This window comes from Paramicrobacterium humi (assembly GCF_900105715.1).
Lineage (GTDB): Bacteria > Actinomycetota > Actinomycetes > Actinomycetales > Microbacteriaceae > Paramicrobacterium > Paramicrobacterium humi.
The window spans coordinates 2,151,611-2,174,376 of sequence record NZ_FNRY01000001.1 but is presented as its reverse complement, the minus strand read 5'-3'; the positions used below and the strand labels follow the sequence as shown (position 1 = coordinate 2,174,376).

General features: G+C 57.1%; 19 protein-coding genes. 7 read left to right on the top strand and 12 right to left on the bottom strand.

Going from position 1 to position 22,766, the window contains the following annotated elements:
• Nucleotides 1-22 precede the first annotated feature (22 nt).
• Complete coding sequence (locus tag BLV49_RS10805) at nt 23-484, top strand: VanZ family protein (protein WP_091183885.1); 462 nt, start codon at nt 23-25, stop codon at nt 482-484.
• On the opposite strand, the gene BLV49_RS10800 is transcribed toward BLV49_RS10805, so the two are convergent.
• The 3 genes from BLV49_RS10800 to BLV49_RS10790 all read right to left on the bottom strand — a co-directional run bounded on the left by BLV49_RS10800 (nt 453) and on the right by BLV49_RS10790 (nt 4,791).
• Nucleotides 453-2,285, bottom strand: a complete 1,833-nt coding sequence (locus BLV49_RS10800) for a DUF4012 domain-containing protein (RefSeq protein WP_091183882.1) — start codon at nt 2,283-2,285, stop codon at nt 453-455. The genes BLV49_RS10805 and BLV49_RS10800 overlap by 32 nt on opposite strands.
• A gap of 176 nt (nt 2,286-2,461) precedes the next feature.
• Nucleotides 2,462-4,066, bottom strand: a complete 1,605-nt coding sequence (locus BLV49_RS10795) for a hypothetical protein (protein ID WP_143034038.1) — start codon at nt 4,064-4,066, stop codon at nt 2,462-2,464.
• Nucleotides 4,006-4,791 (bottom strand): glycosyltransferase family 2 protein, encoded by a 786-nt coding sequence (locus tag BLV49_RS10790; RefSeq protein WP_176980822.1) that lies wholly within the window; start codon nt 4,789-4,791, stop codon nt 4,006-4,008. Before BLV49_RS10790 ends, BLV49_RS10795 begins: the two co-directional genes overlap by 61 nt.
• 56 nt (nt 4,792-4,847) lie before the next feature.
• Here BLV49_RS10790 and BLV49_RS10785 point away from each other — a divergent pair, with 56 nt between their 5' ends.
• Nucleotides 4,848-5,312, top strand: coding sequence for a GtrA family protein (locus BLV49_RS10785; protein WP_091183872.1), 465 nt, complete (start codon nt 4,848-4,850; stop codon nt 5,310-5,312).
• A gap of 37 nt (nt 5,313-5,349) precedes the next feature.
• On the opposite strand, the gene BLV49_RS10780 is transcribed toward BLV49_RS10785, so the two are convergent.
• Both BLV49_RS10780 and BLV49_RS17450 read right to left on the bottom strand, forming a co-directional pair.
• Complete coding sequence (locus BLV49_RS10780) at nt 5,350-7,047, bottom strand: DUF4012 domain-containing protein (protein ID WP_176980821.1); 1,698 nt, start codon at nt 7,045-7,047, stop codon at nt 5,350-5,352.
• Nucleotides 7,048-7,244: 197 nt separating this feature from the next.
• Entirely contained in the window at nt 7,245-8,411 is a 1,167-nt protein-coding gene (locus BLV49_RS17450; RefSeq protein WP_350339267.1) for an acyltransferase family protein, read from the bottom strand.
• 307 nt (nt 8,412-8,718) lie between these two features.
• Between BLV49_RS17450 and BLV49_RS10770 the strand changes: the two genes are divergently transcribed.
• From BLV49_RS10770 to BLV49_RS17445, 5 genes are all read left to right on the top strand, one after another.
• Nucleotides 8,719-10,248, top strand: a complete 1,530-nt coding sequence (locus BLV49_RS10770; protein ID WP_218132622.1) for a right-handed parallel beta-helix repeat-containing protein — start codon at nt 8,719-8,721, stop codon at nt 10,246-10,248.
• A gap of 77 nt (nt 10,249-10,325) precedes the next feature.
• The gene (locus BLV49_RS10765; protein WP_091183858.1) at nt 10,326-11,588 is read left to right on the top strand and encodes a nucleotide sugar dehydrogenase; all 1,263 of its coding nucleotides are present in this window, start codon (nt 10,326-10,328) and stop codon (nt 11,586-11,588) included.
• A gap of 24 nt (nt 11,589-11,612) precedes the next feature.
• Nucleotides 11,613-12,944, top strand: coding sequence for an O-antigen ligase family protein (locus BLV49_RS10760; RefSeq protein WP_091183854.1), 1,332 nt, complete (start codon nt 11,613-11,615; stop codon nt 12,942-12,944).
• Entirely contained in the window at nt 12,938-14,170 is a 1,233-nt protein-coding gene (locus BLV49_RS10755; protein WP_176980820.1) for a lipopolysaccharide biosynthesis protein, read from the top strand. Before BLV49_RS10760 ends, BLV49_RS10755 begins: the two co-directional genes overlap by 7 nt.
• A gap of 16 nt (nt 14,171-14,186) precedes the next feature.
• Nucleotides 14,187-15,125, top strand: a complete 939-nt coding sequence (locus BLV49_RS17445; RefSeq protein ID WP_091183849.1) for a glycosyltransferase — start codon at nt 14,187-14,189, stop codon at nt 15,123-15,125.
• Here the strand turns inward: BLV49_RS17445 and BLV49_RS10745 are convergent.
• The 7 genes from BLV49_RS10745 to BLV49_RS10715 all read right to left on the bottom strand — a co-directional run bounded on the left by BLV49_RS10745 (nt 15,122) and on the right by BLV49_RS10715 (nt 22,588).
• Entirely contained in the window at nt 15,122-16,177 is a 1,056-nt protein-coding gene (locus BLV49_RS10745; protein WP_091183846.1) for a glycosyltransferase, read from the bottom strand. The genes BLV49_RS17445 and BLV49_RS10745 overlap by 4 nt on opposite strands.
• On the bottom strand, nt 16,177-17,265 hold the full coding sequence (locus BLV49_RS17440; RefSeq protein ID WP_176980818.1) for a glycosyltransferase family 4 protein: 1,089 nt from the start codon (nt 17,263-17,265) through the stop codon (nt 16,177-16,179). Before BLV49_RS17440 ends, BLV49_RS10745 begins: the two co-directional genes overlap by 1 nt.
• 104 nt (nt 17,266-17,369) lie before the next feature.
• Nucleotides 17,370-18,311 (bottom strand): NAD-dependent epimerase/dehydratase family protein, encoded by a 942-nt coding sequence (locus tag BLV49_RS10735; RefSeq protein WP_091183839.1) that lies wholly within the window; start codon nt 18,309-18,311, stop codon nt 17,370-17,372.
• Nucleotides 18,308-18,952, bottom strand: coding sequence for a NeuD/PglB/VioB family sugar acetyltransferase (locus BLV49_RS10730; RefSeq protein ID WP_245723711.1), 645 nt, complete (start codon nt 18,950-18,952; stop codon nt 18,308-18,310). Before BLV49_RS10730 ends, BLV49_RS10735 begins: the two co-directional genes overlap by 4 nt.
• A 14-nt stretch (nt 18,953-18,966) precedes the next feature.
• Nucleotides 18,967-19,593 carry a sugar transferase gene (locus BLV49_RS10725; RefSeq protein WP_091183832.1) on the bottom strand — a complete coding sequence of 209 codons (627 nt, stop codon included), beginning with the start codon at nt 19,591-19,593 and terminating at the stop codon, nt 18,967-18,969.
• Nucleotides 19,590-20,726: a DegT/DnrJ/EryC1/StrS family aminotransferase gene (locus tag BLV49_RS10720; RefSeq protein ID WP_091183829.1), complete on the bottom strand. Its 1,137-nt coding sequence runs from the start codon at nt 20,724-20,726 to the stop codon at nt 19,590-19,592. The genes BLV49_RS10725 and BLV49_RS10720 overlap by 4 nt, the downstream gene beginning before the upstream one ends.
• Nucleotides 20,723-22,588 (bottom strand): nucleoside-diphosphate sugar epimerase/dehydratase, encoded by a 1,866-nt coding sequence (locus BLV49_RS10715; RefSeq protein WP_245723616.1) that lies wholly within the window; start codon nt 22,586-22,588, stop codon nt 20,723-20,725. Before BLV49_RS10715 ends, BLV49_RS10720 begins: the two co-directional genes overlap by 4 nt.
• Between the last annotated feature and the right edge of the window lie 178 nt (nt 22,589-22,766).

Below are 22,766 nucleotides of genomic sequence, written 5' to 3'. Positions count from 1 at the left end.
GCCCCGTCGCTACGCTGAACTCGTGGCGAATCGCCGTCCGCTGATTCTGATCGGTATCGCGCTCGCGTACGCGCTGGCGCTCGCGGTCGTGGCTTTTCTCCCGACGCCAGTTGACGGAGGAGCTGCTCCGTTCCTGGAGCGGCTGATCACCTGGAGCCAGGCACGCGGCATGCCCTGGCTGACGTATGGAATGCTCGAGTTTGCCGCGAACGTCGCTGTGTTCTCACCGTTCGGCTTCCTCTTAGCCCTCGCATTAGGCCGCCGGTACTGGTGGCTCGCTATCGTGCTGTGTCCGCTCGCATCAGTGGCGATCGAGATCGCTCAGTATCTCCTGTTCCCTGCTCGAGTGGCTTCCGCCCGTGATGTCATAGCGAACTCGAGCGGGGCGTTGATCGGCATCCTCCTGGCGTTGCCCTTTGTCGTTACGCCCGTCGGCGCGCAAAACCGCTCAACTAAGAACCGCAGCCCTTCTCAGCGATCTTGATGGGGGTCTCCCGCACCATCGGCGTGTGCCACACTTCGATCGGGACATTCGATGCCGAACCGTCACCGGTGAGTTCGTAACCGATGGTGGTCTTCTTGCCCGGGTCCGTCGTGACCGAGATCTTGACGACCGAACGGCCCAAGTCGGCGCCCGAATACGTCGGCTTTACTGATTTGCCGTTCAGAGTGAGCCCACCAATGCTTGAGCCGATGGGTGCATAGATGACAACGTCTGTCGCGATGCGCCCGTGCTTGTAGAAGGGCCCCTGGATGTATGCCGGCAGAGAATTGGCCTTCGCCGGATCGAGAACATTGGATAGCGTCACGGTCGATACCGACGAATCAGATTCGGGCGCGCATGCGCGGTTGAGGTCGACGGCGACGTTCATGTAATAGTCCATCTTTGAACCGGTCGTGTCGTTGATGTACACGCCCGTTACGTCGCGCCCGCTGTTGTCCTGCGGCAGAGTGCCTGTGATTCGAGAGCCTTGAATGAGCTTGGCCTCGTCCTCATTGGCGGTCCAATACATGAGCCGACCTTCATCAGTGGCCTTCACAAGAGAGTCGGCAAGCGCCTTGATGTCGTCGGCTCCCGAGGTCACTGCATCGAAGATTGAGGCAGCAGCCGCAGCGAAGTACGCATCCTGTTCGGTATTGCCCGGGTAACGGTAATACACCTCGTTAAGGAGGAGCGGAACAGCGTTTTCAGAGGTGAGTGTGTCGCCCGTGGCGAGCTTCACGGGCCCGGTGGCCTTCAGCAGATAGCTCAGCGCTACGGGATCAAATGAGAGGACTCCGTCGATGTGCACATCGCTACGTTCTGCCCACCACGCCTGCGCAATGTGCGCTGTCGTCGGGAAGTTCGGAGTCAAGGTCATGTCCTGCATGTAACGGATGATCTTGTCGCCATAAAGCTTGATCGTCCTATCGTCAATTGACGTGTCGTGGTCGGCACGACCGTTCTTGAAATCGGTGCTCGACGCTTGGTCTGCGATTTCAATCTTGCCGTCCGTCACGTTGAGCAAGAGGATGGATGCAGGATTACCGCCGGTCCCCCTCGACTCAGCGTTGTTCTGAAACAGCATGAGGTAATTGCGGGGGCCATCGGCGCCGAGCGCGTTCGGCAGCACTTTCACGACAGTGCTCGCGCCCTCAAGCATCTCGGACGCCGAATCAAGCTGCGGTTCTAGCGAGTCGAGCGCGGAAGATACTTGCGACATCAAAGGTTTGCGGTCGATCCCAGCGATTGTCTTCTTCGCGTCTTTTGTCGCATCCAGCGCGTCATCGATGGTCGCGCCGAGGCCGGCGATCGCCTTGAGATCGAATCTGCCGTCGCTGGGCTGGAGATCGTCAAGCGATACCGATGTCATCGGAATGATGACATCGTCGGCTAGTTCATCGGCCACTTCGGCAGCGAGGCGCACTGCCGTGAGGTTCGCCCCCACCGACGGAACGGACTCCCCCAATCTCCAGAGGTTCCCATCCGACTCGGACTTCGCCTCTTCTGTGGCATCTGCAAGCTTCTTCGCCGTGGCGCGGGCCTTGTCGAGGTCGCCGTCAAGGATCTCGTCCTTGACCTGATGCACGAGCGGCATAGCAGTCTCGAGCGTGCCCTTGACCGCAGACGCCTGATCAAGGAGCGACTTCGCTGCAACCGCCACGGTGATGGCAGCAACGACGACGATGATGATGGTGCCCAGGGTCGCCCACGGCCAGACACGTTTGTAGAACGGCTTCTTGGGCGCGGACGGGAGCGCTGCGTCCCGGCGTGCGGCTGACTTCTCACCATCTTCGGACGCCATACGTCACCATGACTTCGGCTAGGGCTCGCAACGGCGAAGACGCCCTCGCGAACGGAACTGACTCACACCTCTCTGGAGTCTACGGTCGAATATTGCTCTCCAAGCGCCAGTCACGTCGCAAAAGCGCCCCACTTGTGGGGCCCCGAATGGCGCCCGTCCGTCAGATTGGCTGTTCCCTATCCCTTTGGCAGGCACACGGCGTACGGACCCTCGCGAACGGGCACGTCGGAGCACCGCGCCGTGAGGCGGTCTTGGAAAGTTTGCCTTCCGGCGGCCGTTGAATCGTAGTTTCGCCACAACTGCGGAGTGCCGTAGAGGCGAGGAACATCCGTCAAGCCTGCGTGCGCGCCCGACAGCACGACAACCGATACCTCCGGTCCCCAGGCCGACACCAACTTGTTATCGTCAAGGTCGCTGATCGCGGATGCTGCGGCCCGCTGATCCGCGAGGTCCTCACCGTAGCGCGATTGATCGGCAATTTGGGCTCTCCCCCACAACTGCAGCGATACGGTGGCGACGAGCACCACGGCAGCGGAAACGGCGAGCGCGCGGGCAGCTGTGGTACGGCGCTGCCGCTGCCAAAGGCAGACGATTCCTGCCACGGCGAGCGCCGCCAAAATTGGGACGAACGTGTAGATGCCTGGCGAGGGATGCCGCGGCCAGACCGGAGTACCGCGGGAGATCATCCACCACGCCGACCAGGTCAGAACGCCGACAACAGCAACCAGCCCGAGCGCGATCCGTTCACGGGCTACGACTTCTGCAGGTCGAACGCCAGCCACGCGAACCGCTCGTATGACTCTCCACACAACGAGCACGAATACGACGAGCACGATAACGAAGCACAACACCGTAAGCCAGATCGGCGAGAACCATGTCGTGAATAGAGCGTCAGCTTTGGCAGCCGGCGGCACGGGAGTGATCTTCTGTCCTCCGGTCTTGAAGAACCAGTAGAACTCTCGCAAGTTTGACCAGTACCCGGCCGGTCCGAGGGTGACGAGCTTCCAAAGCTCGTACAGTGCGCTGGGCACGACAGCCACCACAGCGCAGAGGAGCACCCGCTTCGCGCGGGGCCAGAATGCTCCTGTCGACGTGAGGAACACTCCGACGGCGATCGCCGGTGCGCCAAGCGCGGCGACAAGCTTGGTCTGCATTGCGAGACCGATGAAGAGGCCCGCCAGCCACGGGCGCTCCTTGAAAACGACGATCGCCCAGATAAGCAACGCAGCCGATGGCACCTCCCCGAGAATGTCCACGGGAGACTGGATCGGTGATGCTGACGCCCACGTGTTCCAGCCCAGCGGCACGCAAACGGCGATGAGGCCCGCGAGCCGACCGGTCGTCGTTCCACGTCCGCCGATACGATTCCCGAGAATCCAGAGCCCCGCCAAAAGCGCGATGTAGAAGCCGAGGATCACGAGCCGACCGCCGATCACGGGATCGGCGCCGAGCGCTATCACGAGCGTGATCGGTAGAAGCACGACGGGTCCCGTCGAGATGCGCGGGTCGAATGTGCTCAGCGCACTGCCCGAAAGTGTGCCGTCGCTGGTGTAGCCGTGTCCGGCAAGTAGGTTCAGCGGCACCGTGAGGTTGAAAGCTTCATCTTCCCAGAGCCTCATGACGAAGACGCCCGGAATCACGACCCACAGCTGCACAGCTATCACTGTGGCGAACAACAACCAGAGGATCACCCCTACCAGGCGGGTGCGAATAACAGAATTCATCGCATCGCGCGCGCAGCCACACGTACCGGAGCTCCCGGCCGAAGGCTGACCTTCCATAACTCCGCCGCCGCGGCCACAACAAACCGTCGGAGCCTCTTGGGCGGGAGAAGCGGTTGTCTCGTCTGCTCGCCCCACATGGTTCCGCTTGCTGTGGCTCCTCGACGTGGGATGCTGTGCACCCGGGCGTACTTGACGTTGAGCCCGAGTCGCTTCTCCGCGAGAGAGAAGTGAACGTGCGGAACGAGTGCCTCTTCGGGGACAACCTCGAGCAGACGGCGCAGGGCCGCCGGACGGTACGCGCGCAGCGGAGTATTCACGTCGGGAACTCGGCGACCGGCAGTCAATGCGACAACGAGACCCACCAGAGAGGTGAGCACTTGACGGAACCAGGGATCCGTGCGTCCGTGCCTCACCCCGTGAACGACGTCGATGTTGCCCTCTAGGAGCGCCGCGACAAGACGGGGGAAATCTTGTCCAAGGAATTGGCCGTCCCCGTCGACGTGCACGATTGCGTCCGGTTGCTGCGCAAGCCCTTCGCGGTATGCCTCGAGCGCTGTCGGACCATGGCCTCGATTACGCGGAGCGAGAATTGGAACCACTTCGGGAATCTTCGCTGAAAGATCGCCCAGTACAGAAGCGGTGTCGTCCGTTGATCGGTCGTTGACGACGACGATGCTCACCTCATCGGCGAGCGGCCTCACGTTCGTTGCGATCTCTTCCAGAAAACCCGGCAGGCCGTCCGCCTCGTTATAGGCAGGCATGACGATGGCAAGGTGCTTCAAAAGCGTAGTTCCCCCGGGGAAAGAAGTCGATCGGATAGTAGTAGCGTAGTCGAGGCATGACTGAACACTCGCAATTCCGACGGCTTGTAGGGCTGAGCACTCGCTTCCTCACCATCGGCGCGATCTCTACGCTTATCGAGATCGCGGCCTTCAACGTTCTCTTCTACGGTCTACACATCGACGGCGTCTGGTCGAAGATCATCGCGTCGCTGATCGCGCTCGTAAACGCCTACTTCGGCAATCGCGAGTGGACGTTCAAGAACCGCGGTCAGCACGGTCGCATGATCGAACTCGTCCTCTTCATCGCCGTCAACGGTGTTTGCACACTACTGGGCGCCGGCATCGTTGCGTTCGGGCTGTGGCTTTTCCCCGCCGCTGGACCTCTACTCGTGAATGTAGTGAACCTCTTTAGCATCGGCATTGTGGTGATCGCGAGATTCCTGCTGTACCACTTCGTGGTTTTTCGCGGCGTCCGTCCTAGCCGCACCGCTGAGATCGCGCTGCCCCAGAGCAACGACTAGGTTCCTGTGCGGCAACGCCCGATGCACAAACTGGAAATCATTCATCCGGCTTGCACCCCGTGATCGTGACCGGTGTATCGCGCACCATTGGTGTCGTGTCCACCGTGAAGTCACCGTACTTCTGGTCGGCAGCCCCCGTCATTGAGTACGAGACAGTGACGGACTGCCCGGGTTTCAGCACATAGTTCAGACGGACGACTGGACGTCCGTCTATCTCGCCCTTCGCAATCGCTTTGTACTCCTTGCCGTCGACTTTCCAGGAGTCGATCTTCGCGCCGACCGGTCCGTAGACGATGAAGTCGGTCGCTATGTGGCCCGGCTTGTAATACGGACCGGTGATGTAGAGAGGAAGATTTGCGGCTTCTGATTCCGTGATCTTGTTCGTAAGTGTCACGTCGACTTTGAACGTCGGAGCTTCACCCGCAGTGACTTCACACTGAGTGGATGCCGCGCTAATTGCCGCGTCCACGTAGTAGTCCATCTTGGAACCGGTCGTGTCATTGAAGTAGACACCGACGGCAGTCTCGTCCGAATTGTCCATTGGCAGAACGCCCTGTAGTGCTGTTCCTTCTAACGCCCCTGAGATGTCTTCGTGCGGGCTCCATATCATTAGGCGCCCCTCGTTCGCCGAGCGGACAAGGGCTGTCACCATCGCCTTCGGATCTCCACCGCCGCTTGTCAAGGCGTCAAAAACCGATGCGGCTGCCATCGCGAAAAAGGCGTTGGAGTCGGCTCCCGCCGGATAGCGGAAATAGGCTTCATTTAGGAGGAGAGGAACGGCATTCTCGGCCGTAAGCTCTTCCCCATTTTCCATCGTTACAGGCCCCGTGGCGCGCAATAGGTAGCTCAGCCCCACAGGGTCGAACGAGATTATTCCATCCAAAGGGGTCGTAAATTCCTCCTTCCAGTACGCGTCCATGAGAGCGGCGGTGGTAGGGAAATTGGGCGTGCTCGTGATGTTCGGGATGTACTTGGCAACGATGTTCGAATAGACCCTTTCAACGTCAGGGTCGAGTCGCATGACTGGGTCCCGAGCACCGGAATTCACAAAGTCTGAACTCGAAGTCTGTTGCGCGATCGAGATTGCACCGTTATCCACGCGAACGAGCACCATGGCGGCAGGGTTCCCACCCTCCGCGCGGATCTCAGAGTTTCCTTGGAAGATCAACAAGTAGTTGCGTGTTTCATTGTCGCCGAGTGCGGATGGCAGAACGGCGACCGGATTCCGAAGCTCGGTAAGTAGACGATCAGCCTTACTAAGCGCGGTCTCAAGCTTTGCGACGCCGCCAGCAATTTCTTTTAGCAGCGATCCTCGCGGAACCGACCGTAATGATTTTTGTGCCGAACCGATAGCCGTCCTAGTGGAGTCGATAACTGGGACAAGATCCGCAATTGCCTGCACATCGATTCTGCCGTCCGCCGGCTGCAGCGCCGAGAGAGACAGACCTGTCGCGGGCTCCACGACATGGGTTGCGAGCTGATCGACGGTTCTCGAAACGACACGGATCGCGACAAGATTGTCCCCCACGAATGGCACAGCTTCCGTTGCCTTCCATAGCTTGCCACTGGTTTGCAAACGCGCCCTGCTTGTATGCGCCCGCAAGCTGGTAGCCGTCTTCTCGGCGTTCTCGGTGTCCCCATCGAGGATTTGTTGTTGGACTTTTGCGGCAAGTGGCAGTGCAGCTTGAAGCTCGCTCTTCGCGTCGAGCGCTTTGGGCACCACCTGGGATGCCACGACTGCAACTCCTGCCCCGAGAATGATGAGGGCCGAAAGTATTCCTGCAGGGACCCAGAACCGAAAGCTCTTTAGAAGCGGTCGTTTACTTTTGCGCACACGTCCATCCACAACGACATCTAACCCCGTCTATCTGCAACAAAGCCCTGAACAAGCCAACGGGCAACCACCTAGGATCCTCAATCCTCGTGTTCCCCTCACGCGGCCACGGACCGGTCCTCGGCGTCCAGTGCGGCTCGTTTGAGGAGAAAACGCCGCACAGCACGCGCCAACCGGTGGCTTGGCCTTTCGATGGCTAGATAAAACAGGTATGACAGCATGACTGCGAGGGGCAAGGAAACTAACGTCGCTAGTGGCTCACGCCCCGGCCCCAGGAAGAATGCACACGCAAGCACGATCGGCTCGTGTACCAAGTACAAACTGAATGATATCTTGGCGAGCCATTGCACCACTGGGGACTCCAAGGCTTGCTTGGCACTATGCCAGAACAGCGCGGCTAGTACAAATACTAATGCGCCCCCGACGGTCACCGCGATGAGCCCACGCTGCACAATAGGCGCTGGGTTTAGGGGCGCAACTAGCCAATGTGACGAAAGCATGAGGGCGCCAAGCGCTGTTAGAAGGAACCAACGCATGTTTGCACTTTTCCCAGAAGAGAAACGAGTAGCCACTGACGTCAATTCAGGGAGCGCCACGGCCAAGACCACTCCGATTGCAAACATCGGTAGGAACCTCACCGCATGCAACGCACCTCCCACTGCGATCAAGAGCAGACAACCCGCTACTGCTATTAGGGGATGCCCACGAAGCTTTAGTGCGAACCATATGTATATGGGGAGCAAGAGAGAGAACAAGATCTCCCACTGAAGCGACCACAATGGGCTGGCCAACCCACCGTTACCCGTGACCAACGTTAGATCCCGGAGCACTTCTCCACCGGTGACTGCGACAGGCCGCTGCTCTATCCATACACTTGGCATTTCTGCAGTCCTTGGAGAGATCCAGAAGGTGGCAACGGCGAGCGCTACTGCCCCCCACACTGGGGCGTAAAGCCTGATCAACCTCTGGGGAAAGTACGCGCGCCAGTTGAATTGGCCCGCAGAGCGAAGCACTGGTAAGGCTAGGACAATCCCGCTCAGGATAAAGAAGACATAAACCGCCGCTGTCCCTTCCCAAAGAAGATGGAGCGGAGTGTAAGTGATCCACCATTCCCATGAGCCAGAACTCTGGTTCGCTTTCAGATCCGCATACGGTGCGGCCAAAGTGGGGTTAATAAGGAGTGAATGATGTATAAGGACGACTACCGCAGCCACTCCGCGTAACCCGTCGAGCGCTCTGAGCCTCTCCCCTGATGACGACGGCATTGAAAGCACGTTCGTAGAAGGCATAGGGAGATTCTATGTCAGCATGGATACGGCCAGAGTGGCGTTACGAGTAGGCGATGAGTTCGACCACGCGAAAAGCGCCTCATTTACCCTCGGAGCGACTCCGACGAGAGGCACATGAGTGAGTGAGAATGTGAGTAGCGAGCGATCGATCTCGCGGCGCGATGGCCTGATTTGGGGCGCCGGAGCCATGGCAGCTGGTGGTGTAATTGGGAGACTGCCCGCTGCATCACTAGGGCCTGGGCAAAACAATAGACAGTATGACGTCAACGTTGAACAGCCCAGCGTGTACGCCACCCTGTACGGTGTGATTGCTGATGGGCGCGCCGATGATAGTAAGGCCCTTAACAACGCTTTGAAGAGCGCTGCCGCCGATCGCCGGATTCTTGTGCTACCAGCCAAGAGCACCGTTGCGCTTAAAGAACCGCTACTCGTCCCAACCAACGCCAGGCTCAACATGAACGGCTCCACCTTGATGTCCTACGTAACAGGAAATCAGGCGAGCGTTCAGATCTCTAGCAAGTCAAACGTTCACATTCACGATGGGCGAATCGACTGGATTAATTCGGACGACGATCAAGAAACTGAATGGCGTCATGGCATAGCACTTCTGGGGTGCTCAAATGTTCGCTTGGAAAATCTAGTTATCTCTAACCACCGTGGCGATGGAATTTACATTGGAGCAGGTGCGGCTTCAGACGTTGGCGAGCAATTGGCATCTAATAGCGAGATCGTGATATCCGGTGTCCACTGTCTAGGAAATCACCGGCAAGGGATGTCGTTGGTGACTGCCAGCGGCGTATACGTTTCAGAATCATCATTCCGAGGTACAAACGGAACCCATCCCCAATCAGGGGTGGACTTAGAACCGAACACCGATGTAGAAGTTCTTGAAAACGTCAACTTCAACGGCTGTACGTTTTCCGATAATTCTGGCTTCGGTCTCGCTATCTCGACTCGCGCTGAACCACAGGCAAGGCAAAGCGGCTTCACGTTCGTGTCATGCCACTTCGAGAAGAATGCAAAGGACGGCATATATCTTCACAATGCGCAAGGTGCGGCTTTCCTTGGCACGTTCGTAAAGTCCAACGGTGGGAGCGGCGTCAGATTGGCGTCGAGCGAGTTAGGCTCTACCAAACATATCAATTTCACTTCTGCTACGTTCGCGAATAACGGCGAAGAAGGTGCAGTCTTAGCGGGCGCGTTTGAAGACCTCGCTTTTATGGGCTGTCGCTTCGAGAACAACAGCGACAATTTGGCCTCAAAGCCGCCCCACTTCGGATTGGATATCAATCCGACCCGACAGTCACGTGATCTCAGGCTAATAGGCAACCGAATAACTGGCCAGCAGCAAAGAGGCAGTTTGCGTACGGGTTCGATGGTGCTCGGCCTAACCCTTATCGGCAACGCGATAGTGGGAACTGCTGGTTCTGCAGTAGACCTAAACGACGATCGGCAAACTCGTGTAGAAATCTCGAGTGCCAGCAGCAACCTCGCTGGCACCGTACGAATAACACCAACAAGCCCGGGATCGACCGCTGTAGAAGTTCGTGCGCCAGGGGAAGAGTACCCTCGACTGTCCGTCAATTCCGCTGGCATCAGTTTCGGAAGCGGCGAAATCCAGAGCGACGTTAGTTTCTTTAGAGACGGCCCAAACCTCCTAAAGTCTGACGGCAAGCTCGTCGCGGGCAAGGGCCTCGGCGTCGGCAATAGTAGTGAAGGCCACGAATTGGGCGTCCTTATCAAGAAGATCGAGGTATTCGACGCAGCGGGGCGTTCGCTCGGGTTCATTCCGATCTTCGATTCCATCTCGTAGCCACACGAAGCGACCACGCGTGAGCTTCGGGTAAGCTCATTGTGGTTGTTTTTGTCATGTGGGGAGCAAAACTGAATATGAGTGCGAAGAAGCTCGTCGTCGTGGGCCAGGGATATGTAGGCCTACCGGTTGCGATGCGAGCCGTTGAAGTTGGTTACGAAGTCGTTGGCGTAGACCTGGACTCGAACCGCGTAAACAGTCTCAGGGCAGGCGTGTCGTATGTGGACGATATAACCGCAACAACGCTCCGAACGGCGCTCGATTCTGGCCGATACATGCCAACCAGCGACTACTCCTCTACTTCCGGCTTTGACTTTGCGATCATCACGGTACCGACACCGCTGCGAGAAAGTCTGCCTGACCTTTCCTTCATTGAGCAAGCCTCAATGTCTCTTGCTTCTCACCTTAAGAAGGGCGCCACAGTGGTGCTCGAGTCGACGACTTATCCCGGAACTACTGAGGAGTTGCTCGTCCCAATTCTGCAGGATGGGTCGGGCCTTAATGCAGGCACAGATTTTTACGTAGGCTACAGCCCTGAGCGAATCGATCCAGGAAATAAGACTTGGGGATTTGTAGAGACACCTAAGGTGGTCTCGGGAATCGATGTAGAGTCACTGAAACGCGTGCAAGGGCTCTATGACGACCTCGTACACAAGACGGTTCCAGTCTCGACTCCAAAAGAAGCCGAGCTCACGAAGTTACTCGAGAACACGTTCCGACATGTGAATATCGCGCTCGTGAATGAGCTCGCCATATTCGGCCATAAATTGGGTGTCAACGTTTGGGAGTCCATAGAAGCTGCCAGCACTAAGCCGTTTGGGTTCATGAAATTTACTCCCGGTCCTGGAGTAGGAGGTCATTGCCTTCCCGTGGACCCGAGCTATCTCTCATGGCAAGTACGCCGCAAGCTTGGACAGAACTTCCGGTTCGTGGAACTCGCAAACGATGTGAACGACCATATGCCAGACTATGTGGCGCAGAGGCTGATAGTCCTGCTCAATCGCCTAGGTAAGCCGATGCGCGGCTCACGAGTGGTTCTACTCGGTCTCTCTTATAAGAAGAACACGGGAGATATTCGGGAGTCGCCTGCGCTCCGTCTCATCGAGAGTTTACAGGAGCTGGGCGCGACGATAGTGGGAGTCGATGGTCACGTCGAGGAAAACCGGTGGCCAAAGGGTGTTGAGCGTAGGTCGCTCGACCCTCACACTCTCGAGTCGGCGGACGCAATTGTGCTCGTCACCGACCACGATGACTTCGACTTGGAATTGCTTGACACCACTCCAACTCCAGTACTTGATACGAAGAATCGTCTGTCCGGCGAACATATAGAAAGGCTCTGAAGCCGCCAGTCCAATGACGCTCATATGGAAAACAAGGGCCAAACTTTGACCGCATTGATCAAGAGCGGCGTAGAGCACGAGCCCAACCAGACTATCTGGCACAAGGCCGGGTACCTGCTGTTCTTCTTGATGCTATTTTCCCCCACTTTGTATCAACCCGCCAAAGCTGCGCTCTTGTTGCTGGTAGTGACCGCGATCGTTGTGTGCTGGGGACGTACTGGCTCGGGTTTCGTGATCCGGCCGGCTCTCGCCTTACCGGTGGGTGGTGCCGTTCTTGTCGGACTGTTATTCACAGCACGCGGAGTAGCGAATGGATTCACAGATGGGGCGCTCTCCATGGCGCCGGTCTTCGTCATTTGGCCCCTGGTATACCTACTGCTAACGGCGGGCATCTCTACGGAATCGCACCTCCGGAGCCTCTTCCGCACTATCATTTTTGCCACGTTAGCCGCTGGCATCTACGGCGTGTTGTTTGTAGCGAGTCAGATGATCGGCTCCCCTCTCACTAAGATATTGGAGCTTGTCAATCAGCGGCAGATCTACTATTCCGACGCGGCGGGTTCATACAGCGCTAGCTTCGCGTTCCTATCTACGCTCGTTCACACCGTTCCGTTCTTGACAGCGTTACTTATTTCCTGGCCGAGGGACGAACGTCCTCCAGCGTCAAGAATCCTCATCGGGTTCGCTCTGGCTCTCGGTGGGACGGTAGCCGTTCTGTCTGGTAGGCGTGCCCTGATCTTGGTGATCCTGAGTTCCTTGCTGATCGCCGTTGTCTTCTACATGTTTATGCACGTGAGACGACTGCCGACTAAGATAATCGGCCGTGTCCTAGCCCTAGGCGTAGGGACTGTTATAACCGCTGCAGTTGTTATAACTGCGACTGACTTAAACGTGGCGGCTCTGGTAAGTTCATTTTCGCAGGGATTCTCGCCTGCAGAAAGTGCTGACGCTAGCATTAGATATGCTCAGTCAGTAGCGCTTTGGGACGCGTGGAGCAAAAACCCGCTGCTGGGTTCGGGCCTTGGAGGCACCACGCCGGGGTTAGTTCGCGATGAAGCCAGTCCGTGGGCATACGAGCTGTCGTACAACGCATACTTGTACCACTTTGGGATAGTCGGCGTAACGCTGTATGCGATCGGATTCGCGGCGATCTTCGTTCAGTCCGTGCGTATTGCGCGAGCATTCCCAGAATGGAGAAGGTATATACTTCCGGCTCTTGTGGGGCTCACCTGCTTTCTGATCGCAAACGCCACTAACCCTTACTTGGCCAAGTTCGACAGCCTCTGGGTGGTCTTCCTTCCGTTGATGATTCTGAGTGTCATAGCGCGCCGCATCCGCTCGGAGTCCTCGTGGTGACAAGCAACGCCGCAGAAGACGGAGTAAGCAAACGGCGTCGAAAAATTCTCGACTTGGTCCTTTCGCAGGTCGCACCATTGGCGGCGTCATCCGTTATGACCTTCGCCACTGCAGCGATTCTCGGCGCCGCAGGACGTGGGCAGTTAGCTCTCATCTTGAGCGGGGGCGCTTTGTTAGGATCAATCGCTTTCCTAAGCCTTCATGTCGGCATTGTGAGCGCACACCGCGACGGCGACCCAACCGCGACGCGGCGCGGTTGGGTCATCGCCGGTGCTATTGCGTTGATTGTCGCAGGGGCAGGACTGAGCGTGAGTGTGGCGTTTCCGACACTCAAGGCTGGTCTCTTTACCCGGTCAACGGTGCTGCTCATCGCGCTTGGCGGAGCGTTCGTACTGTTCAATTTGGTCGTACTTCGAACACGACAAGGACTCGGGCATTCACGGATATTTCGAGACAGTTGGTTCCTTCAATCGATAACGTTTCCGGTCCTGGGCATCCCGGTTGCACTCCTGACGGACTCGCCCACCCTCGTCGCCGTGTGTTGGTATCTCGCGCTGACACTGTCAACGCTGTACGCCATGACAAAGAAGATGCACCATGAACGCGCTGTCTCGCAGATCTCCTCTCGCAGGATAGTTGCCACTTCGCTCGCTGCTCATGCGGGAAGTGTCGGGCAACAGATACTATTCCGAGGTGACGTCGTAGTTCTTGGCTTTCTCGTGAGTGCCTCATCCGTCGGAATCTACTCGATTGCCATGCCTATCGCTGGGCTCATCTGGGTCTTCTCAGAGGCACTGAGCCTCCTCGCCTTCGATACTGGAACTCGGCGCGAGTCTTCACTTGATCGCCAGCGCAATCGCCGTAACCTCGTGGCTACCAATTTTAAGTATGGTGGCCTTGGGGCAGTGCTAATTGCCGCCGGGAGCTGGTTCCTGATTCCCGTTTTCCTTCCGCAGTACGTGGACGCCATACCGCTCATTCTTATTTTGCTGCCCGGAGTACTAATTCAGGGCTGGGCGAGAATTGGGCTATCCAGCATCCTCACAACTGGTTCGGTTGGCGCCCCTATCACGATCGGTGCGCTTTCGGCTCTGCTTAGCACTCTCTACATCCCTTTTGTGGTCCTGTGGGGCGTAATCGGCGCAGCAGCAGCCTCAACCCTTATTTATGTACTTCAAACGTTAGTCGTTGCCGCAGTAACCCGTTACGTGAGCAAGCACCTTTAAGGTAGGTAACCAAAGAATGAATAGGCTCCCAAAGGGCAGCGCTGTGCGCATTGGAGTGGTAATTGTTGCGTTCAACTCGGACAACTTACTCAACGGCTGTATTTCCGGCGCACTCTTGGATCCGCAGGTTTCGGATGTCGTCGTAGTTGATAACTCATCGAGCGCCAATTCACGGCGCGTGGTGCTGGAGCGTGCGAAGGATGACAGTCGATTGAGGTATCTCGATCCTGGCAAGAATCTTGGGTTCGCCAAAGGATGCAATGAAGGAGCGTCAGCCATACAAGGTGCCACTCACTACTTCTTCGTAAATCCTGACGTGCAACTCTCGCGTCCGTTGGCTGCTCTCGTCACGCACCTCGAGAGCACAAGATCCGCGATAGTGACCGGGAGGCTAAGATCGCCAGCACACCCGCTAAGTGTCAATGTGCGCCCGCAAGCAAACTGGCGTCGCGAGACTATGAAGGCGATGGTTGGTAGCCGAGCATACATGTCCAAGTCCCTGTCGCCCTCACAAACGCCCGAAGGCGCTCGTCTGGATGTGGGACAGGTGGACGGCGCTCTGTTAGGCATAAGCGTCGATCATTTCAACGCCCTACGAGGATTTGATGAGCAGTTCGAACTCTATTATGAGGACGTTGACATCTGCCTGCGCGCGGCTGCCATAGGCGGATGCGTGTATGTGTCCGAAGAGTGGGGTATTCATGTTGGCGGCGCTAGCTCCGCATCCGTCTCAGCTCTCGCATACTCGGTCGCCCGTGTAAGTCGGGTACGTTTTCTTCGCAAACACTACGGCGTGTCACGCGCGGTAAGAATGGCCACCATCGCCGTCGCACTTCTAGAACTCGCGGCACGCACGGCGACAGGCCAGCCGGAAGGACTCCGAGTACGAAGCGACTCTGTCAGGTCACAACTCGCCGAGCTAACGCGCCCAGGATCTGTTCAAGTGCTCGCTTAGCGATAATCACCGATCTGGACCGCGCGTTTCCAGACTGAGCTCCAAGCGTGATAGCTATATCCCTTAACAACAGTTTCGCGTGCTCGCTTGCCCCGCGCTTCTCGCGAAGCAGAAGATTCTGAGAGGAGTTCTTCTATTGCTTCAAACCATTCATCATCGCCGATAGGAGCAAACCCATGAGCATCGGCCAGAAAGTTCTCGTTCGCCCCGACCGGGCTTCCGACCACCGGCAACGCCGCAGCACCGTATTGCAGAAGCTTGTAAGCGCATTTGCCGCGAGTCCAAGCGCTATCCTCAAGTGGCATTATGCCGAAATCGGCTCTGCCAAGCTCTTCTGCGTACCTTTCCGGCGTCCACTCCACGCGATCGACTATTGGGTCCAGAACCCCGAGCCGGCCATTACCAGCGCTCACCACTGTGAGTCGCAAACCATGTGTGCGGTTTAGCCGGACCAGCGGCGCGGCTATGATTTCAAGGTAACGCTCCGTGCTCGGTGACCCCATCCAAACAGCGCGAGGCACTTCTCCGATCTCCCACGTGCCTTTCTGCTGGTATTTGCCAGGATCGACACAACTTGGAATCATGACCACGTTGTTAGACATCTCACTTGCTTCGGAAGCGAGGATGCTATTGCCCGCGATAACTTGGTCCGCTGCTCGCACCGAACGTCTCCAAGTCTTGCTTTTTGACCACCACCCTCCAGGAAGAGACGAAGGTGCGTACATGAGAGCGTCATCGAAGTCGTAAACGCCATACTGGGAGGCCCTCAGCACCCGCTCTTCAATTGAACCGGAACTGAATGGGCTAGCTTGCCGCGACAATAGCAGGGAACATGCCGGCGGAGAAGATGCGAGCCGCCGAAGTCGCATTTCTGCCAGTGCGAGCTTGAGCGGTGCACGGATCAGCTGTGAGGCGCTATTTGACACGCCGTCCACATAGGTTTCGGACCTGGCTGAAACGCCTAACCAGTCGATCCAATCAAATACCCGCACACGTGCGCTACCTGCTCTCCGGCCGTACGTGGTCACCGTCGTCAATTGATAGTCCGGCATTACTTCAAACGACTCCTATTCCACGTGGATAGTCTGGTCCGGGCGCTCGCAACCTGCTCAAGATAGTATTCTTGCAATCGCTTGTGCACACTCTCGCGTCGAAAGTGCTCATTTACCCACGCGCTTGCTCGCCGTCCCATCTCCCCTCGCATTTCATCATCGCCAAGCACTTTTGTCAGGGCAGAGGCGAGCGAAGCCGCCGAGCCCACTTCCGCAATCAACCCGGTCTCCTCATGCACTACTGAGTCTTGAGCGCCGGTGGCGTCGGTCGTAACAGTGGGAATGCCCGCTGCGCCCGCCTCAAGTACGACGTTGGGGAACCCTTCTCGTAGAGTCGGCAGGCAGAGCACGCTCATCAACTGGTAGTACATAGCTGGATCTGCGACGTGGCCGGTAACCGCTGCGGCGCGGCCACACTCAAGAAGCCGTCTAATGGCCTCGTCGCTATCACCGTCAGCCTCGCCAACGACAAGGAGCTGATGGTCGAGTTCGGCCTCGATAAGCAGGTCCCGAGCATCGGCCAACACCTGAAGCCCTTTGTCCTTATTGAGACGGCCAACAAATCCAAGCACTGGAACGTCAGCCCGCAGTTTCAACTTAGCGCGGAGATCGCTAATTTCATCGCGGTCAAAATGGCTCGGGTCAAAATGCTCGACCTGAACACCATTCGAACTACCGAGGCCCAAGAGTTGCACCTTAGCCGCTGGCGCAATTTTGAGGCGGATAGCCTCACGCCGAAGGCTCGCACTCACCGCTAGGACTTTGTGAGAGCAAAGCGCGGTCATAGTTTCGAGCGATCGATAAATTCCGCGATGCGCCCCTGAAGTTGTTTCGAGTCGCAGTCCCCTGAGCAGATAAATTCGCCTTGGTATCCGAACGAGCGCTCCCGCTATCATCGCTAACAGCGCAGCCTTTGGTGTACCAACAGACATAACGGTTGGGCGGACCCGGCGCAGGAGTCGGGTCCACTCAAAGAGGGCCTTGAGATCCGAGCCAAGTGAGGGCTCACGGCGCATGGGGATGCGGTGTACGGCTACGCCCGGGACGACGGAAAGGCTTTCCAGATTGTTGCCGGGAGCGCTGACCACATGCACTTCCCAGCCACATTCGACAAGATATTCTGGGAAGCCTCGAAGCAGAGTCAGAGAAATGTCGGCTGTGACTCCGAGCAAGATCGACCTCTCACGCACAATTAACCCTGGGCTGCGTTCGGCTTAAACCAGTCGATTGTGGCTCCGAGTCCCACGGAGAGCGGCGTGGGACGAAGCGTTGGGAACAGTTTCCGAAGTATGACACCATCCGCCTGAGAGGCACGGACATCGCCCACCCGCGGATCGGAATGCTCGATCCGCAGCTCGACGGATAGCTTCCTCTCGAGCTCGTCGATTAGCGCAATGAGGGTCGTGTTCGTGCCGAACGCCAAGTTTACGGGATCCTTCGAATGAACCTTCCTGTCAATCGCATCCACAATTGCTTCACACACCGTACCCACATAAGTGAAGTCGCGAGATTGTTGCCCGTCACCGTGTACCACTAATGGGCGGCCACTCAAAGCAGCATCCAAGAATTTAGGAATGACGGCTGCATAATCGTGATCTGCAAGTTGGCGCGGCCCGTACACGTTGAAGAATCGAAAAGCGAGAGTCTTCAGACCGTAGGAGAAGTTGTACGCAATCGCATATCCCTCCGTGGCCTGTTTGCTTACTCCGTAGGGACTCATTGGGCGCGTCCAGTCGAACTCCGATTTTGGGAGGGCAGGGTTGCTTCCATATACGGAACTGGACGAGGCGACAATCACGTGTGCCGTTCCGGTCTCGCGAGCCGCCTCTAGAACGTTGAGGGTTCCCGAAATGTTAGCCTCGTGTGTGGGCCTCGGATGCGCAACAGAACGCGGCACACTACCTATCGCCGCAAGATGAACCACCGATTCCATTCCAGTGCAAAGATCTCGGACAAGCTCGAAATCGAGAATGGATCCCCGAGTGAACTGGATCGGCAGTCCTTCAATATTGGATAACCGTCCAGTGCTAAGGTCGTCCAGCACTCTCAGCTCCGCTCCGGGGTAGCGGTTGAGTATGTACCGGACAAGGTTAGAGCCGATAAATCCGGCTCCGCCGGTGATTAAGACTTTCATTGGGTACTCCCTACTTGGCGTGCTGGCACGCCAATGACTGTCGAATTGAATGGAACATCGCGAGTGACGCAGGCAGAAGCACCGATCACGCAGTTGCGCCCAACTCGGCGACCCTGCAACACAACGGCACCCGCACCAATCAAAGAGACCGCCCCGATATAGACGTCACCGGAAACTATCGCTCCTGGGTTCACGGACACGTACGCTTCGAGTACGGAATCATGCCCGACTGTAGCGTTCGGATTAACATGTGAATGCGCCCCTAGTTCAACATTCGTCGAAATCTGTGCACCCGCGCATACGACAGTACCGGGAGCGATAGAAGTGCAACTTCCGACCCCTGCATCGGGATGGAGCAAAATCGGGCTCTTGCGCCCAGTTTCGTTCCATCGATCTGCAATTGCCGAGCGAATCGACGGTTCTCCGACACCAATGACAAAATCCGCAAAGTTGCCGCCACGCAGCCACGCATCCTCGGTACCTAAGTACGGGGTTCCTCTCGCAGACAAGCAAGCGAGATTTGCGGAGGAGGGTGCCGAATCAACAACGCCAAGAAGTAAGAATTTGGGACGGCTCAGGTCGCGGTTGATCGCTTCGATAACATCGAGAACTTCTCGGCCAAAACCTCCAGCGCCGACCACAACTAAGGGAACACTCACTGCGTGTCCCCTTCCGATTCTCCGGCGCGGAACTCTTTCATGGTGGCATGGCCGTCCGCTGTAACACCCGACCTGGAAATAACTCGAGAGACAGTCCTACAAAGGATCTTCAAGTCGAGCGCGAAGCTGCGCGTCTCGACGTACTTCACGTCAAGCGCAAGCTTGTCCGTCCAAGAAAGCGAGTTCCGGCCACTTACCTGCGCGAGACCCGTGACACCGGGTTTAACTTCGTGCCGTCGCATTTCCTCGGCAGTGTAACGAGTGAGATATGACTCAAGTAACGGGCGCGGACCCACAAGGCTCATGTCTCCTCTAATTACGTTCAGCAATGTCGGCAACTCGTCAAGACTAGTTGCACGAAGAAACTTCCCGAGTCGAGTTAATCGTGCTGCGTCGGAGTCGACTCCTTCACCTCGTTGCGCTGGCCGCATCGTTCGAAACTTCACTAGTGTGAATATCTCTCCGTTGACACCGGGTCGCGGTTGACGAAATAGAATCGGACGCCCGAGGGTAATGACAACCAGTACCGCGACAACACACTGAACGGGCACGGTAAGAATGAACAGAATCAGGGCCAACAACAGATCAAGCAATCGCTTCTGAAGGTCGTACGCACTCTTCAAAGCTTCACACCGATAAACCGGGCGATCGTCGCCAGGACCAACGCTAGTTGATCATTCGTCAATCCAGACCCGCTGGGCAGGGTCATGCCAGTCGAGAATAGGCGTTCAGCGCTACCATTCAGAGTCGCCGGCGCATCGCGGAAGACAGGCTGAAGGTGCATCGGCTTCCAAAGTGGCCGGCTTTCAATGTTTTCGGCGGAGAGAGCCGCGGAAAGCTCCTGCGGCGTCCAGCCAGTCGTGGGCCCGTCGACAAGAATGGACGTCAGCCATGCGTTGTCCTCGGCGTCATCTTCACCTCCAAAGATTTCTACCCCTTTGACGGGCGCAAAAAGGTCTCTGTATCTATCGCGTATTTCATGCCGACGCGCAATCATTTGGTCGAGTCGCGATAGCTGTGCCCTTCCGAGCGCTGCGAGCAGATTACTCATGCGATAGTTAAAGCCCACGTCAACATGCTCGTAGTGCACGACCGGCTGTCGTGCTTGGGTAGCGAGATAACGGGTGCGCTCGGCGAGTGCCGTGTCATCCGTTAGCAGCATCCCACCGCCGGATGTGGTCATGATCTTGTTGCCGTTGAAGGAAAAAATGGAAGCACAGCCGAATGACCCTGCGGCTTTCCCCTTGTGGCTTGCGCCGAGCGATTCTGCCGCATCACAGAGCACAGGCACATCGTGCTCCTCTGCGATACGTGTTATCTCCGTATAGTTGGCGGCCTTTCCAAGAAGGTCGACCGGCAAGATCGCAGCTGGTCTAACGCCAGCCTCGCTCAACGACTCCAATGATTGGCGCAACAACCGCGGATCCATATTTCCCGATGAAGGATCGCAATCCACAAAGTAAGGCGTCGCACCGGTGTAGGCGATTGAGTTCGCAGTAGCCGCGAAAGTCATCGTGGAAGTAACCACGATGTCGCCTGGCTTGACTCCAAGTCCGAGTAGGCCAAGATGCAGGGCAGCTGTACCTGAGCTTAACGCAACACCGTGCCTCACACCGACCCTTTCAGCAAGGTCCCTCTCGAAAGCGTCCACGTCCGGTCCCAGAGGTGCGATCCAGCCCGAACGGATCGCAGCTACAACGAAAGATTCTTCAAGCTCGCCGACATCGGGCGCAGACATGTAAATTCGGTTCTTCATTTCGTCCGCACCTCTGATGTAGTCGATGGCTCCGACAGGTCGCGGCACGGTGACTTCTGAGACGCCTCATCTTCTGCCGCGCTCGTAAGACGCGCTTCCCAACCTTCCTTGCTCAATCGGTCGGGGGAAATGCCGTTCACGCGAGCATGCGAAATCTTCGGGTGCAGGGGGCGTTCGTCGGTTTCATTGTTACCGATCAGTTCCTCATGGAGTTTTTCTCCGTGACGCAGCCCCGTATAAACGATCTCAATATTCTTACCAGACATTGAAATCATCCGCTGAGCAATCTCAAGGATCCTGACCGGCTCGCCCATGTCGAGAATCAGCACCTCGCCCGGGCGCCCGATGCCACCCGCTTGAACCACCAATTGGCACGCCTCAGGGATGGTCATGAAGTACCGTGTGACGTCCGGATGAGTGACCGTTAGAGGCCCGCCCGATTCGATTAACGATGTGAAAGTAGGCAACATGGAGCCGCGGCTACCAATCACGTTCCCAAATCGCACCGAAAGGTACGCGTGCCCCGTCTCTTGCGCCATCCAGGCTGTTAGCTTCTCCGCAACTCGCTTGGAGTGGCCCAAAGCACTGGTCGGATTGGCTGCTTTGTCGGTTGACACATTGACAAATGTCCTAACGCCTGCCGCGCGCGCGGCGTTCAAGACGTTCAACGTGCCGATTACGTTCGTCTTCCACGCCTCATTGGGATATTGCTCCAGCATGGGAAGATGTTTGAGCGCAGCGGCGTGGAACACAACCTCAGGTGCGCGGTCGGCGAATATCGCCGTGAGCGCTGCTTCATCACGGATGTCCGCGAGAACTACGTCCTTGGTATCGAGAAGCCCGTGCCCCGAGATACCAATCTGAGCACCCTGTAGCCCAGTCTCATCACGATCGAGCATGATCAGCTCACCGGGTTTGTACTTGGCTATTTGGCGACAGAGCTCGGAGCCTATCGAGCCACCCGCACCCGTCACCAGCACTCTCTTACCTTCAAGATAGCCAGCGATAGACGCCACCTCGGTATCCACTGGGTGGCGTCCGATGAGATCTTCAATCGAAATGTCACGAAGATCACTAAGTCGGCTCTTCCCCGTAAGCAGTTCATCTAGAACCGGTAAGACTTTGACCTGAAGGCCAGCTGCGGTGCTAGCATCGGAGATCTTGCGGATTAGGACCGAATCTGCCCTGCCGATGCAGATAACCAGCTCCGTGGCTCCAGTTGCCTCGACAATTTTACCTAGGTCATGGAAGGTTCCCATGACTGGGACACCACGATGGCGTGCGTTGGAAAGCCTGGGGTTGTCATCAATTAGCGCGACCGGCAAGTACCTCGAATTCGAGTCCGTTAGCATCCTACGAACGAGGTTTGCGCCGAGATACCCTGCGCCATAGATGATTGTACGGCGCGCACCAGCACCCGGTTTCCCGAGATGCTCCACGTAGAGTCGCTTCGCGTATCGGATCGCAAACATGCCCACAAGCGCCATCGGAGTAGCGATTAACACGGTGCTGCGGGGAACGGTTACGCCGCTGCCCAGCAGGATAGTAGGCACGCACATGACGACGCCCGCTGTTAATGCGGCAAATACAAGCGCACGTACTTCGTCGAAGGTTCCATACGTGTACCGGCCCTTGTATAGGGCAAAGGCCCAGCCCACGAAGAATTGTAGACCTGCCGCTATTACACCGAGCGCAAGCACAGCCAGCCAATTGACATCCACAAGGCCGAACTCAAAACGAAATATCACCGCAAGAATAATCGCCGCTATCCAAGCTAGAGCGTCCAAGACAAATTGCGAACCAAATCGGACGAGCGGCGGCGTGCCATTCGGGCCCCCCGGTATTAGTTTGCGTTGATCCACTATGCTCACTTTCGTGCCCCCATCTGTTCATCGCCTGCCGCCTTCTAGGCCCATGCAAGCCGAATTAGTTTGCGCAGCCCAACTCAATCGCTCTGGCAATCGCCCAACAGGGCAAGCGTCCGCGAACCGCACGTAGATGAGGCTCGCGTTTGAAGACGCCCCCAACAGCACGGTTGCT

Excerpts from the sequence above, each read along its gene's own strand:
- BLV49_RS10720 (WP_091183829.1), bottom strand. The coding sequence starts at position 20,726 with ATGAAGAACCGAATTTACATGTCTGCGCCCGATGTCGGCGAGCTTGAA.
- BLV49_RS10760 (WP_091183854.1), top strand. The coding sequence starts at position 11,613 with ATGGAAAACAAGGGCCAAACTTTGACCGCATTGATCAAGAGCGGCGTA.
- BLV49_RS10765 (WP_091183858.1), top strand. The coding sequence starts at position 10,326 with ATGAGTGCGAAGAAGCTCGTCGTCGTGGGCCAGGGATATGTAGGCCTA.
- BLV49_RS10795 (WP_143034038.1), bottom strand. The coding sequence starts at position 4,066 with ATGGAAGGTCAGCCTTCGGCCGGGAGCTCCGGTACGTGTGGCTGCGCG.
- BLV49_RS10735 (WP_091183839.1), bottom strand. The coding sequence starts at position 18,311 with ATGAAAGTCTTAATCACCGGCGGAGCCGGATTTATCGGCTCTAACCTT.
- BLV49_RS17450 (WP_350339267.1), bottom strand. The coding sequence starts at position 8,411 with ATGCCGTCGTCATCAGGGGAGAGGCTCAGAGCGCTCGACGGGTTACGC.
- BLV49_RS10745 (WP_091183846.1), bottom strand. The coding sequence starts at position 16,177 with ATGCCGGACTATCAATTGACGACGGTGACCACGTACGGCCGGAGAGCA.
- BLV49_RS10785 (WP_091183872.1), top strand. The coding sequence starts at position 4,848 with ATGACTGAACACTCGCAATTCCGACGGCTTGTAGGGCTGAGCACTCGC.
- BLV49_RS17445 (WP_091183849.1), top strand. The coding sequence starts at position 14,187 with ATGAATAGGCTCCCAAAGGGCAGCGCTGTGCGCATTGGAGTGGTAATT.
- BLV49_RS10800 (WP_091183882.1), bottom strand. The coding sequence starts at position 2,285 with ATGGCGTCCGAAGATGGTGAGAAGTCAGCCGCACGCCGGGACGCAGCG.